The sequence below is a fragment of the Paenibacillus sp. FSL E2-0190 genome (assembly GCF_037992965.1).
GTDB classification, from domain to species: domain Bacteria; phylum Bacillota; class Bacilli; order Paenibacillales; family Paenibacillaceae; genus Paenibacillus_AQ; species Paenibacillus_AQ odorifer.
The window spans coordinates 3,582,089-3,595,766 of the sequence record NZ_CP150306.1 but is presented as its reverse complement, the minus strand read 5'-3'; the positions used below and the strand labels follow the sequence as shown (position 1 = coordinate 3,595,766).

General features: G+C 45.8%; 10 protein-coding genes. 1 reads left to right on the top strand and 9 read right to left on the bottom strand.

The genetic code is table 11. From position 1 onward, the window contains the following. Positions 1 to 2: 2 nt before the first annotated feature. The 4 genes from NST25_RS15640 to nikB are packed head-to-tail and all read right to left on the bottom strand — an operon-like array spanning position 3 to position 3,484. Entirely contained in the window at positions 3 to 851 is an 849-nt protein-coding gene (locus tag NST25_RS15640) for an ATP-binding cassette domain-containing protein (protein ID WP_340391746.1), read from the bottom strand. Positions 852 to 888: 37 nt separating this feature from the next. Continuing rightward, the gene (locus NST25_RS15635) at positions 889 to 1,674 is read right to left on the bottom strand and encodes an ABC transporter ATP-binding protein (RefSeq protein WP_340391743.1); all 786 of its coding nucleotides are present in this window, start codon (positions 1,672 to 1,674) and stop codon (positions 889 to 891) included. Continuing rightward, the gene (gene nikC, locus NST25_RS15630) at positions 1,671 to 2,507 is read right to left on the bottom strand and encodes a nickel transporter permease (protein WP_340394420.1); all 837 of its coding nucleotides are present in this window, start codon (positions 2,505 to 2,507) and stop codon (positions 1,671 to 1,673) included. Before nikC ends, NST25_RS15635 begins: the two co-directional genes overlap by 4 nt. A 32-nt stretch (positions 2,508 to 2,539) precedes the next feature. Then, positions 2,540 to 3,484: a nickel ABC transporter permease gene (nikB, locus tag NST25_RS15625; protein ID WP_340391741.1), complete on the bottom strand. Its 945-nt coding sequence runs from the start codon at positions 3,482 to 3,484 to the stop codon at positions 2,540 to 2,542. Positions 3,485 to 3,717: 233 nt separating this feature from the next. On the opposite strand from nikB, the gene NST25_RS15620 reads away from it, so the two are divergent. After that, a complete protein-coding gene (locus NST25_RS15620; protein ID WP_340391740.1) occupies positions 3,718 to 4,413 on the top strand; it encodes a hypothetical protein in 696 nt (231 codons plus the stop codon). Positions 4,414 to 4,550: 137 nt separating this feature from the next. Here the strand turns inward: NST25_RS15620 and NST25_RS15615 are convergent, their stop codons facing one another. The 5 genes from NST25_RS15615 to NST25_RS15595 all read right to left on the bottom strand — a co-directional run bounded on the left by NST25_RS15615 (position 4,551) and on the right by NST25_RS15595 (position 13,532). Further along, positions 4,551 to 7,847 carry a chitinase N-terminal domain-containing protein gene (locus NST25_RS15615; RefSeq protein WP_076302951.1) on the bottom strand — a complete coding sequence of 1,099 codons (3,297 nt, stop codon included), beginning with the start codon at positions 7,845 to 7,847 and terminating at the stop codon, positions 4,551 to 4,553. A gap of 273 nt (positions 7,848 to 8,120) precedes the next feature. Beyond that, positions 8,121 to 10,040: an AraC family transcriptional regulator gene (locus NST25_RS15610; RefSeq protein ID WP_340391737.1), complete on the bottom strand. Its 1,920-nt coding sequence runs from the start codon at positions 10,038 to 10,040 to the stop codon at positions 8,121 to 8,123. 133 nt (positions 10,041 to 10,173) lie between these two features. After that, positions 10,174 to 11,121 (bottom strand): ABC transporter substrate-binding protein, encoded by a 948-nt coding sequence (locus tag NST25_RS15605; protein WP_340391736.1) that lies wholly within the window; start codon positions 11,119 to 11,121, stop codon positions 10,174 to 10,176. Positions 11,122 to 11,146: 25 nt separating this feature from the next. Beyond that, positions 11,147 to 12,196, bottom strand: a complete 1,050-nt coding sequence (locus tag NST25_RS15600) for an NAD(P)/FAD-dependent oxidoreductase (protein WP_076277347.1) — start codon at positions 12,194 to 12,196, stop codon at positions 11,147 to 11,149. A 25-nt stretch (positions 12,197 to 12,221) separates the two neighbouring features. Beyond that, on the bottom strand, positions 12,222 to 13,532 hold the full coding sequence (locus tag NST25_RS15595; RefSeq protein ID WP_340391733.1) for an NtaA/DmoA family FMN-dependent monooxygenase: 1,311 nt from the start codon (positions 13,530 to 13,532) through the stop codon (positions 12,222 to 12,224). Between the last annotated feature and the right edge of the window lie 146 nt (positions 13,533 to 13,678).

Here is a 13,678-nt window from a genome sequence, read left to right as displayed (position 1 = left end):
CTCTACTTAACATCATAGGAATGGCTGGGTTGCCACTCCTCTCCCAGTCTCTTCTTTCTTAAGCGGGGGTCCTGCACAGGTACCGAGGAGAGCAATGTTTTTGTATAAGGGTGGTCTGCTTGCTGCAACATGGTTGCACCCGATTGCTTCTCTACAATTTCCCCTTGACACATCACAGCCACACTGTCGCAAAAACGATTTACAACTGACAAGTCATGTGTAATGAATACATAGGATAATCCCAGCTCATGCTTCAATTCCTGCAGCAGATCCATCATTTGCTTTCGCAGGGTGACATCGAGACTTGAGAAAGGTTCATCGCAGATAATCAACTCCGGCCGCAAGGCGATTGCGCGCGCAATTCCGACCCTTTGCTGCTGTCCGCCGCTGAGTTCATGCGGATAGCGGTGAATATGCCGCCTTTCAAGTCCCACAAGCTCAAGTGTGTCTGCTACCGTGGCCCTGCGGGCTCCAGCCTTCCTCTCTTCATAGTTTCGAAGAGGCTCCCCGATAATTTGCTCTACCGTAAACAACGGATTAAATGAAGCCAGACTGTTCTGAAACACCATCTGCATCTTCCTGCGGATCATGCGCATTTCGCTAAAGGTCCAATCCGTATAATCCTCGTTCCGGTACATAACTCTTCCGGAGGATGGTTTCTCCAGTCCCAGCAGAAGTCTGGCCAAAGTGCTCTTACCACAGCCACTTTCCCCCACTAAACCAAGGGTCTCACCGCTCTCCAGACTGAGAGACAGGTTGTTGACGGCATGAACACTTCTGGCTTTACGTGTGAACCACCCCCTTTCCATCCCATATTTCTTGTTCAGGCTTACCGCTTCCAATAACTTCAAGATCACCACGTCCCTAAAAAATGTAATATTACCGTTGTTATCTGCACTCCATTAAGTGTTTAGTATAGGGATGCACGGGATTAGAAAAGAGTTCAAACACATTGACTGATTCCACAATCTTACCGGACTTCATCACATATACATAATCTGCAAGCTCCGCAACAACGCCAAGATCATGGGTAATTAATAGGATGCCGACATTGTTCGTCCATCTGATTCGGTCCAGCTCTTTAAGAATCTGGGCTTGAATGGTTACATCCAATGCCGTTGTAGGCTCATCTGCAATTAGCAATTGTGCACCGGATACCAGTGCGATGGCGATCATTACTCTTTGACACATACCACCGCTAATTTGAAAAGGATATTTATTGAAAAGCAATTTAGGCTCGTTGAGCCCTGCTTGCTCCATCTGCCTCATGGCAAGCAGCTTTGCTTCTTTTCCCGATATACGCTTGTGCAGTTTAATCGTCTCCATGATCTGCCTGCCAATAGTAAGTACCGGATTCAGCGCGTTCATAGGATCTTGAAAGATAACAGCCATTTCTGTTCCCCGAAGCTTCTGTAACTGACGGCTGGAGCACTCACGTAGATTGTTACCCTTAAGCCAGATTTCTCCACTCTCAACTATGCCTGGAGAATCTACTAATCCTAATATGGACATTGCCGTAACACTTTTACCGCTGCCGCTCTCACCTACAAGTGCGACAATCTGCCGGGATTTCACCTCGATACTGACATCATCAACCGCTGTAACTTTATAACTGCCTGTGTGAAAGCAGGTGCGTAAATGACTGACCTTCAACAGTGGAGACTCTGCCATCATGTTATGGTCCCCCACTTTACTACAGAATTGAAAGCACGCTCTGGTTGTCGCAAGCCTTCTCCCAACAGATTAAAGCCCAGAACCGCCAGCATGATCATCATTCCCGGAAATAGCATCAACCGCGGCTCCGTTTGAATATAGGCACGGCTGTCGTTCAGCATTACTCCCCATTCCGGTGTAGGCGGCTGAGCTCCCAAACCCAGAAAGGACAAACCCGCAATGGAGAGCATAATCGTACCCACTTCCATAGAAGCAAGAACCAGAATAGGCCGGGCTGCGTTCAGCAGAATATGCCTGAAAATAATTTGTAAATGAGAAGTGCCTGACGCTTTGGCCGCTGTAATATATTCACTTTCCTTGATTTGAAGGACCATACTGCGTATCACTCTGGCATACCCCGTCCACCAGACAGCAGCAAATGCGATTAGCAGATTCTTCATACTGGGACCTAGCATGGCTGTAATAGCAAGGGATAGGATTAAGCTGGGAAAGGCAAGCAATATATCTATGATCCGCATAATCAAATGATCGATCTTGCCGCCAGCGTAACCAGCCAGTAAACCAACAGGGATGCTAATCGCAAAAACAACGATCAACACCATAAACGAATAATACAGGGAGGTTCGGGTCCCATAGATTAATCGGGATAAGACACAGCGTCCCAGATGATCCGTACCGAGCGGGTATTGCCAGGAAGGTATAGCCAGTTTGTGTTCCATGTGAATCTGCAGCGGATCGGAAGGTGAGAGCCATGGGGCAAAGAGTCCAACGGATATGAACAAAAGTACTATGCCCGCTCCTAACCTTGCTCCCTTATTCTTAAATAAGCTAATACGAAATATGACAATCCGCTCCTTCTAAATCGTCACCGCAGCCTGATTCGCGGATCCAGCAGCAGATGTAATAAATCCACTGTCAAGTTAATCAGGACAACGACAACAGCCATCCATAATACGTAACCCTGAATGACAATATAGTCTTTCGCAAAAATCGCCTCAATGGCATACTTACCAATTCCCGGCCAAGAAAATATAGTTTCAACAATAACGGAACCGCCTAATAGCCCCGCTATGTTAACCCCAAGGAGAGTAAGACTCGGAAGAAGCGCATTACGAAGTGCATGCCGAATGATTATTCTCCATTTCTGCAGCCCCTTAGCTCTAGCTGCTGTGATGTAACGCTTGCCCAAAACGTCTAGAAGACTGGAACGAATCAAGCGGATGTAGACTCCTGCCATACCAAATCCTAGTGTGAGGGCAGGTAGAATGACACTGGATACCCCATCCATTCCCATCACAGGAAATAGCTTAAACTTCACCGCACCATAATAAATCAGAAGCAGACTCAGCCAGTATCCTGGCATTGAAACACTGAGCATTGCACATACTCTTCCCAGTCGATCAAGCATTCTACCCGGATATAATGCAGACCCCACTCCTATCGGCAGGGCAATAAGAATAGCGGACAATACGGAACAGGCACTGAGCAGTATAGTTGCCGGAAAACGACTCATCAGCTCTGTGAACACTGGACGACCGCTGCTGTAAGATAAGCCAAAATCGAGATGGGATACCCGGTTCAACCAGTGAAAATATTGCTTATGTACAGGACCATCCAGACCAAGTGTATGTCTGGTCGCCTCAATAGCTTCCTGCGTAGGTTTGATGCCGTCAGCACGCAGCATGATCTCCGCTGGATCACCTGGTGTTAAATGCATCAGCGCAAAGGTAATGCAAGAGATGCCGAGCAGCACGGGAATGAGCTGCAATAAGCGTTGCAACAAGTATCGATTGATGGCATTCAACTCCAAAATATTAATCGTAATAATTACGATTATAGCATAATCTTTTTAAATTAATAGTCTTAAATTGATTTATTTTATGTAGGACATAAAAAAATCAACCCCTATTAAATGAGTTGATCTTTAAACATTTGGTCTCTGCACAGTCGCAACTATTTTTCACAATAATATTGTCAAATCCTTAGGAATCATGTCATTATAAGTAGGTTCATATTAAAAATAACAATAAAGGAAGTGTGTATTTGAGTCGGTTCAATCTAGTCCTCATCTATGTTTTATCCATCATGATAGCTTTTCTTTTAGGAATTTACGTGGCCCCTAGCGTTGAAACACGCTTGAATGGGCAGACTGTGGCAAGTAATCCCGTTATCGAAGAAATGCCGCCTAGTACCGCAGATAAAGCTGCTATTGCTGCTGAATCCAACACTACTGGATCCAATCCTATTGAATCAAATCCTACTGAATCTTCACCTTCACCTTCCCCGGAAGCCGTTGTCTTGGAAGATATGCCTTCGGACGATGATACTGGACCCGTTGGTGATGACTCTGAAGATCTGTCAGTAGCAGATACCCCATCCGGGCAAGGGATTGGTGCGCCATTAGAATTCAAGTATAGTACGAACTCTGCCGATGCTGTTAAGCTTACTTGGGAAGCTGACAACTTAACTGGAAAAAGGATCAATTATTACACAGCCCACATCAGCACGTTTAATCCAGTAGGCGATCCTTCCAATGATCAGCTGAACGGCAAGAGCAGCTTTTCACTTAAATATGTGGGGCCGGTTGAGCCCAATGATACTTTATTTATTTTCAGTGATTTTACATATCAGAATACAATACATACGATTATTATTGACCAGCTCACACTTCAATATGATGATGGTACTATCGAGACCTTCGACTATGGTTACGAAACTACCGATGATAGCGGCCTATAATCCACATGATTTGCAGCCCTGGTGCGAACCAGGGCTTTTTGCGAGGCACAATTGAACTAATGGTAAAGTAAAAAACGAAGAGCGGCCTGGAATCCGGCGCTCTTCGTTTTTTACTTTTATTGTTACTGTCAGTCTGTTTAGCGGATGACCGTTACCTTGATCGTATCACTGGCAGTCACTCCCGCCGCGTTGACCAGCTCCGCCCGATATTCGTACACACCGGCAGTGCGTCCGCTGATAGTGGTTGCTGCACTTTGTGCCGAAGGCGTATGGGCATTCAGCGGCTGCGAGTCGATGAGCTCCCCGTTCTCATACAGGCGGTATTCTGTAGCGTTAGTCCCCCACCACAGATTCATCGACACCTTATAGGTGCCATCTCCGTCCCAGTTATCTTCGGATAGTATCGGCTTGCCCGGCGCGGAGTCACTTATGGTGACCGTAAGCGGATCGCTCTTGGTCGTGCCATATTTGTTGATTAACTCCGCAGTGTAAACATAAGTGCCGTTCACCTTACCATGAAGCTCTGTACTTGCCGTCTGGGCAGCCGGCGATACATCTTTCAGTGTCTTGGAATCAATCAGTGTGCCGTTCTCATAGAGTTTGTAACTCGTGCCGTTATTACCCCACCATAGGTTCATGGTGACTGTATAGTTACCATCACTAAGTCCATTAGCATAGCTGCTGTTGGAGGATAGCACAGCTTGTCCTGGCTTACCAGTCGCAATCACCTGGCCGCCAATAACCTGGAACGTATTGCTCTTTTCAGTCGTATTGCCGGCTGCGTCATGCACGATGTATTTCACGGTGTGGGGGCCGGCGCCTAAATCGGCGGCGCTCAGGGTCTGGCCTTCGGCAATCGGTCTTCCATCTAATAGAAGCTGTTTCGAGGTGACACCTGACAATACATCGTCAGCAGTCAATTCAAAGTAAAGCTGTGCTCCTTCTTCTACATCTCTCACTTCATGACCGGATTCTTTCAGTTCGGCAACCGGTGGAGCCGTATCAATATTAAGGTTCAGCGTCTTTAGATCTTCCACTTTGCCTTTTGCCGGCACAGCATGGTATGTCAATGTATGCCGCCCATCTTCCTTCAGGTCCACAGGTGTACTGTACTCAGCTTCCTTGTTGCCGTTCAGCGAGTAATAAACATTAGCTGTATCTGTATTCGCCTTCAGGGTAACGGTGACCGGCTGGTTAAACCAGCCGGAATCATTAGGCTCGGCAGAAAGCGTCGCCGTTGTTACCGGAGTCCCCTCTTCTGCTGCTGCGGCGAAGTCATCGAGGCTTCTCGGCTTGAGCTGGTAGATGCCTTTAAAAATTGCGGCAACACCTGTAATATTAAGTTTCTGTCCCTCTGTATAAGGGAAGATATCCTTAGTAATGCCTGTCCGGGCATCCACGCGCACATGATTGCTTGTCCCGTCGGTATTGACGGCGTCGAATTCAAAGGAGCCGCTTGGCGTAGCGTTGATAATGTTCGCCACGGTCACACCGTTCAGTTGAACCAATTGGCCTTGGTTGGCATCATTCACCATGCTCGCCGCAATCGGCTGCGGCAGTGTCGCCGTGCCCGTCTTCGCAATTTGCACTGCTTCTGTCAGCTCCAGCTCTGTGTTGTACAATGCGGTGGACGCTGTTACCTTGACCTTATCGCCCACGTGGAAGCCGCTCTGACTCTGAAAGACATAAACCCCACCGGTTCCATCTTGGAGATAGAAGGACTGTCCGCCGAAGATACCCGGCTCAGTCGTCACGGTCCCCTCCACCGTTACCAGTGATCCGGCTGCTTTAGCCCGGGAGTCGCTGATAGAGATTGTAGCCGGAATGGGATCTTCCTCAGCCGGAAGCGGTTCAGCAGGAACATTGCCCAGCGTCACCGATTCAGTCTTGAGGTTTGTACTGTTCTGGCGAAGGCGCAGATTGGATGCAGCTGTGGTGCCCGGCTTGATCTGGATCGTCAGATCCTTATAGGCATGACCGTTCAGATCACCTGTCAGATTGAATGAGGAGCTATAGCCGTAGCTGCTTGGCCAGGTACCGTCGCTGTTCTGAATCTTGGCGATTTGGGCGCCGCTGCTTACTTGGTAGACACCTACCTGGAAGCCGGATACGCTTGTGCCTGCAGGAAGATTATCTGCACTCACCCGAATCTGAAAATTCTGTGCATTTGGCAGCACAGCCTGGTGCGTGAAGTTATAAACCGCACTTGCAGTGGCTGCCGGTCCGCCGTAGGAGCCTGCTTTGAAGGTGCTGCGATCATACCATTTGTAGCCAGCATTAGGTTGAGCCCAAGGCTCCGGCTGCGGCTCAGTGGACAGCGCCGGCTCCTCGAATGGCAGCAGTGTTGTCGGCTGATCTAGCGTCAGGCCATTCACCTGGGTGAAATCCGTATAGCTCTCCTGCTCGGCGAGCCAGTTCACGGTGTTAACCAGCAGTGTGGCATCGTCCACTTCCTTGAAGCCATCGTAAGTTGTTTTCTTGGCGCCGGTATCTTCGCGCAGGTATTTAGGTGTTGCATCCTCTACAGGAGATGAGTCACCGATGAAGGCTGCCTTGCCGGCGCCTTTTTTAGCAACTGCCACATAGGGACCTTCTGCCACACCGCCGCCGTTATAGACCCCCTGGTCTACGGCATTGGCCCAGGCAGCATTGGTTTGCGGCAGGTAGACGATACCTTTCGCACGGGCTGGGTCTAGAATGGCCAGCGTTGAACCGGCATGCATAGCTACCGCTGATACGCCCGTTGTAATGCCGAAGGCTTGATCGGGAGCCACGACGTTGGTTGCGTTAATGTCGCCAAGCGCATTGTAGCGGAAACGGACACCGAACTCGTCCGCCAGCCAGTCAGAGCTAACCACACCCTGCATGGCTGAAGAAGCGACCTCATCGGCATTCATGCCTTTGGCTGGATTGTCCCACGCTCCACGGCGGTAGCCGTTGAAAGCTTCTGAACCATCCCAGCGGTTTTTGTTGCGGTCGGCGTTATAATGGTCGCCGATGAAGAAAATACTGCCGCCATCCTCCACATATTCCGCCATCGCAAGCTGCTCGCTTGCTTTGTAGGGCACGTTGGATTCGGCGACGATGTAGACATCATAATCGGAAAGATCACTCAAAGTAATTGGAGTCGTCTTGCGGAGTTCTTTGACATAATAGCCTTCCTGGGCAAGGGCATTCCCAAAGTCTGAAAAAGCGCCGTCAATCACCCAATCGGCTGCTCCCGCAGTCTGCTCATGGGTGTTGTCGAACAGGATCTTCTGGCCTGCATGCTCATTGACGACTTTGGCCTCAATGTACGGCGCAGGATCGTTTGGTCCTTCTGCGAATACCGCCGAACCGGCTCCGAACGTGAACAGCTGAAGTGGTACGGCCACCGCCACAGCTAGAGTGCTGTTCATCAGCCTCTTTTTCCAAACTGAATTCTTCTCCTTCATACCCTTCCTCCTCAAGATATAGTCCGGTGAGTAATTACCATAAATACCCACCTGCTAGACATCTACTATCCTATCTCAAAACAATTAAAAAAAAGATAGATTTATGTAAACTGCTGTAAAAATTATACTTTTGGCCTATAAAACGGGTCGAATATAGAAAGGGTATTATGAAAAAAGTCACAGTTGCTGAGGCTTATGATGAAGGATTGGACTATCGGGATATTAGCAAAAAAAAACGAAACGGATAAATGCTCCGTTTCGCTCTCTCCTAATTTACTGATAACCAAGTAACAAATTCACAATCGTATCAAGCTGAAGCTCTAATGAAAAAGGATCTTCCATTACGAATTCATCATGATAATTATCACCATACAAATAAACTTTGCCATTTTTCACTGCAGGGATGCCTTTCCATATGTTACTTTCCATTGCTTTATTGGTAGCATCCGCATCGCCATTATAAACAAAAACATAATCACCTAAATATTCTGGAAGCACTTCTAATGAAATCGATTCAAATCCCTCCGCCATATTTTTTGCACTTTCTGTTGGAGGCAGCTGAAGCATATTGTATATAGTGGAAGAACCATAGTTTCCTCCCTTTGCCGCTAAGACGTATACCGCCTTTTGTGAAAACTGAACAATCGAAACGGTTTCCTCTTCCTTGATAACCCCGGCAAGTTTAGACTTTGCTTCAGCTACTTTCTGTTCATATTCCGTAATCCATTCTTCTGCTTCTTTTTCTTTTCCGAATATTTTGCTTACACTCCTAAATTTATCAAGCGGCCCTGCTGTTTTTAACCCCTCCCAATAAGGCAGAAATACAGTGGTCCCAATTTTCTCATATTGTTCTATGTTCTCATCGATCGAACCGATAATTAAGTCCGGATCTAGCATCGTTAATTTTTCCAGATTTAAAGGGAAATCCCCTAAATCCTCAATTTTCTCGATCGTTTCTTTGGGTATGTCCGCTTTTTCCATCCAGCCTTCATCCAGCATAAACGTTCTTGCTCCGATGGGTACAATTCCTAATTTCAATAAATGCCCCATATATTGGTCAGCCGCCACTCTTTTCGGCTCTGCTGGTACTTCCACATCTCCCTTAGGCGTTGATACTATTCGAGTGTTCGTACTTTCTTCTGATGTTGCTTGATTTACGGTTCCATTTCCATTACTTTGTTCCTTCGTAGCAGTACCCGTCCCACTTGAGCAAGCACCTAATAATAGAGAACCGCAAAGCAGTAAAGCGGCCGTCGTCTGAGATTTTGTCATTTTAAACATATGTAATTCCCCTTTTTCCATATTATGATAATGATTATCATTATTAATATACTGTTGAACGATGGTTTCAAAAATAGAGGATGTGGGGAAGTTTAATGGACTTTCAGCAACTTTTGGCCGCTGTGACTCTTTTGTTCTAAAATGTGCAGGGGATACACCTTTTCTTTTCTTGAAAATTCGGCTGAAATAATATACGTCTTTATAACCAACGCTTGCTGATATTTCCCCGACCGAAGCATCTGTTGTCATTAAAAGCTCTGTTGCAAGTTCAAGCCGAAACCGAATTAAGTAATCAATCGGACTCATGCCTGTGTACTCTTTAAACAAGGATGACAAATGATAAGCACTGAAATTAAATACTTCCGCAAGAGAATCTAATGTAATTGGCTCCGCATAGTACTCCTGAATGTAGGTGATTACTTGGACTGCAACACTGGTCTGTTTCACCTCAGTCTCTTTTCTATGTAATTCTTTTAAAACCTGATGAATGAATTGATAAAAAAGTGATTTTACGTTGAGTCTCTCTTCTTGCTCGTTCCATTTTTGATACATCAATTGCATTTTGTTATAAAGTAAAATGGGTGCATCAGGGGAAAAACAATATTGTGATTGGAACAGATCCTCCTCTTGAATCCATGCACGGTAATAAATGATATAGTAAACAAAATTCTTACTTGTCGGAACAATATTAAGTATCGCCCCTTTCCCGCTATGCAGGACTTGAAATCCTGTAAAAGAAAATTCAGAGTGATCTAACTGAACTTGAGCGCTCCCTTGTACCGAAAGTAAAAATATACTGGCAGGAATCTTGTACTTATGAAGAATTTCGCCTTGAACCCTTTCAATATGGCGCACATCCAATAACTTGACCGTCGCTTGGTCCCAAAGCAATATTTCATTGCTTTTGTACATAATGACTACCCCTCCGTTATCTGTCTAATCCTCATCATAAATGATAACCATTATCAATAACAGTCAAGATATTTATCTTAATAACAAAAATCCGATTGCCCTAAAAGGTGCAATCGGATTTTTTAATATAAATTTATTGTTCAGACGCCAATTGCAGAAAATGATCTGCAGCCAAACGGACAGCCAGGATACTTGCGCTATTGAGTGAGTTATCAAAGATTAGAACATGATTGTTTTTCACTGCTTCCAGTGAGTTCCACACGTTCGAAGTTTCCTTGTCCTTGATGGCTGCCTTTGCGATATCCATATCATGCTGGATAATAATATAATCAGGATTCATGCTGTATATCCCTTCCAGAGAAAGGGCTCCTCCCTCTTCAGGATATCCCTTCGGTGGCAACAACCTGAAGCCTACAGTTTGATTGTAGTACATTGTGTTTTTAGAGCCTTGAGCATTAAAATTAGCTTTTCCGTCGACCCGTAGTAAAGCAAAGGTTTTATTCTCAAGACTACTTAGCTGTTCTTTTGTTTTTGCAATCATTTCTTGGGTTTCCTTAATGGCTTGTTCCGCTAATGTCTCTTTACCAACAATTTGAGCACACAGCATCGTCGTTTTTTCCCAGGTATCGGTGTAGTCAATTAAGATGACTGGTGCAATCTTATTCAACTCTTCATAATTGCTATCAACAGAACCCTTGAAGGTTACAATCACATCAGGCTTTGCTTCCATGATCATTTCCAGATTCGCATTGCTGCTGCCCAAATCAATGATTTCAGCAGTTCCAGCGTAAGGCTGTAAAGTAGCAAAATCCTTCATCGCTTCCGCTGCGTTAGTTGATGCGATTGGAGGCGTATCTAGAGCAAAAAAGTAATCTAAATACAAGGGATGCAGAACCGCTATACGCTCAGGTCGTGTCTTGAGCACCACTCCATTGTCGCTGGCATCCGCAATTGTTCTTGGCCATCCTGCTTCTTCGATCTTGCCAACTTCTGGTGTAGGCGTGACTGAAGTTTCGGAACACCCAGCCAGTAATCCTGCTAGTATAATTAAGGATGCAATCCATCCATATAGTCTTTTCATTTGGCTCCCCCTTGAGTTGTTATCATTACTGTCTATATAAATGCTTCATTAAATCACGGTTTTTCTGCGTGAACAGGTCATTATGTGAAGACACCATCCCGGATGAATTTGCCTCCGGTGTGATGTATTGTTTGGCTTGGTTTACCGCATTGGCAGCATCCTGAAATGCCCCCGCGATCAGGTGCAGTTTCCCATCATGATGTAGAACATCACCTGCCGCATAAATACCCGGCACGGATGTCCCGCTCATTACTGATCCTGAAATCCGGTGTTCCCACAGATCCATTTTAATTTCACTGTTCACCAGCAGTTCTTTGTCGCGCTCATAACCGTGATTAATGATGACCTCATCGACAGACAGCTCAAATCCTTCTCCGTTGTCATTACTTTTTAGCAGTACAGTCCCTATTCTTTCGTGATCCGGTGTGGCAATCAACTTTTCGATTGAAGTATTTAACAAGCACTCTACGCCATTGTTTGCCAAGCGTGAAATATCGGCTTCATGCCCCTTTAAGTTCTCTTTCCGGTACGTCAGAAATACCTTTTTGGCAATCGGAGCCAGTTCATTCGCCCAGTCAACAGCAGAATGGCCGCCTCCCGATATTAGGATAGTCTTCTCTTTAAAGCGGGCAAGTGACTTCACCGTATAATGCAAATTTGTGATTTCGAATCTTTCGGCACCCTCGATTTCGAGCTTGATCGGCTTCAGAATGCCTCCTCCAATGGCCAATATGACAGTTTTAGTGAAATGCTTCCGGTTTGCGGCCGTGTGTAAAATAAAGTAACCTGCTTCATCTTTCGAGATGGATGTGACCTTTTCATTAAAGGCAACCTCCGGTTGGAAAGTCATCCCTTGACCAACCATTTGTTCAATAAGCTGTGAGCCAAGAATAGGCTGTAAGCCTCCCACGTCCCAGATCATCTTTTCCGGATAGACATGCACCTTGCCGCCAAGCACAGGTTGGAATTCTATAATTTTGGTTTTCATTTCACGGAGTCCGCTATAAAATGCAGCAAATAATCCAGCCGGACCGCCGCCAATAATCGTAACATCAAACAATTCCTCTTCATGCATCGTTCAATCGCCTCATTTCTCTTTTTTAAATCCCTAAATGCTCACGGAAAGTGCTACCCGTATATTCGCTCCGGAATAAGTCTCTTTCAACCAGCTGCGGTACCAACTTCTCAAAAAACAGCTCCATAGATTGTTCCGAACCGCCTGGCAGGGCGATGAAGCCATCTATAGCCCCCGCTTCAAACCGTTCAATAATATCGTTCAGCACATCCCCGACTGTCCCGACAGATACCCAATGTGCAGATCCGACAACCTCCGGCCTGTCCAAGATTTCTTTCACTGTAGGCTGATTTTTAATAATATACCGCCGTAACAACTCAGCATGAGTCCGGCTGCGGACGGCCTGACTGGAATCGGGTAACATATCGGCAGTTACTCGCTTATCTAAGGGATAACCGCTTAAATCAAGACCCAGCACCGATTTGAGCGATGCATGTCTGCGTTCAAGGCTTAAATTCGCATGTGCAGCTTTATGTAATTCAAGTGCTTCTTCGCGCGTATCGGCCAGGAAAAAATATAAGCCCGGCAAAACTTTGATAGCATCCGGATCACGGCCCTGCTCAGCCGCTTTTCTTCTCAGATCATTCCTTAGTTCCACTCCCGATTCGATATCCGGCATTGCGGCAAAAATAGCATCAGCTACAGATGAGGCGAAATTCCGTCCAATATCCGAAGCCCCAGCTTGGAATAGCGGCGGCGTTCCTGACTTGTGAGCAGGCAAAGTAAGCGGCCCTTTTACACTGAAAAATTCCCCGGAATGATTAATGGCAGTCACTTTATCCTTATCCGAAAACATACCTGACTGACGGTCGATAACAATCGCTTCATTCGGAAAACTCTCCCAAAGCTTGCATACAACATCCGTGAACTCCATAGCCTTGGCATATCTCTCTTCCGGTGACGGCATAGGTGAGTCGCTGAAATTATCGGCGCCTTCAATAGAAGTGACAATATTCCAGCCGGCGCGTCCATTGCTCAGCCAGTGTAAGGACTGCAGCTGCCTTGCAACAACATACGGCGGATTAAAAGTAGTGGAAATCGTCGTTACCAGTCCGATCCGCTCGGTTTCACGAGCTATCGCTGCAAAAAACAATGCAGGGTCTGGGCTACCGAAATTTGAGGAATCTCCTAACATCTGCGGACTAACATACAGATAATCAGCTCTGAAAAGAAAATCGAGCTTTGAATTCTCCGCCATTTTTGCCAAATCAATATAGTAATCAATAGAATCCATCTTTTCTACTCCGCTATCCGGGTGCCGCCAGCCGTCTCCTTTCATCCAGGTTGCATTTAAGGACAGGCCAATACATAATTGTTTGGGTCTTTTTTCTGTCATATCTACCAGCCTTTCATTTATAAATAAATTTACTGATAATGATTCTCAGTTACAAAGGTGAGTTTATCAAAAATTTAAATAAATTCAAATGTACAAATCTCAAATCCAGCATGCATCATTATTTAATCTAAATAAAAAAAGTCTGC

Coding starts and splice junctions, on each gene's coding strand:
- NST25_RS15605 (WP_340391736.1), bottom strand. CDS start 11,121: ATGAAAAGACTATATGGATGGATTGCATCCTTAATTATACTAGCAGGA.
- NST25_RS15595 (WP_340391733.1), bottom strand. CDS start 13,532: ATGACAGAAAAAAGACCCAAACAATTATGTATTGGCCTGTCCTTAAAT.
- NST25_RS15610 (WP_340391737.1), bottom strand. CDS start 10,040: ATGTACAAAAGCAATGAAATATTGCTTTGGGACCAAGCGACGGTCAAG.
- NST25_RS15600 (WP_076277347.1), bottom strand. CDS start 12,196: ATGCATGAAGAGGAATTGTTTGATGTTACGATTATTGGCGGCGGTCCG.
- NST25_RS15615 (WP_076302951.1), bottom strand. CDS start 7,847: ATGAAGGAGAAGAATTCAGTTTGGAAAAAGAGGCTGATGAACAGCACT.
- NST25_RS15635 (WP_340391743.1), bottom strand. CDS start 1,674: ATGATGGCAGAGTCTCCACTGTTGAAGGTCAGTCATTTACGCACCTGC.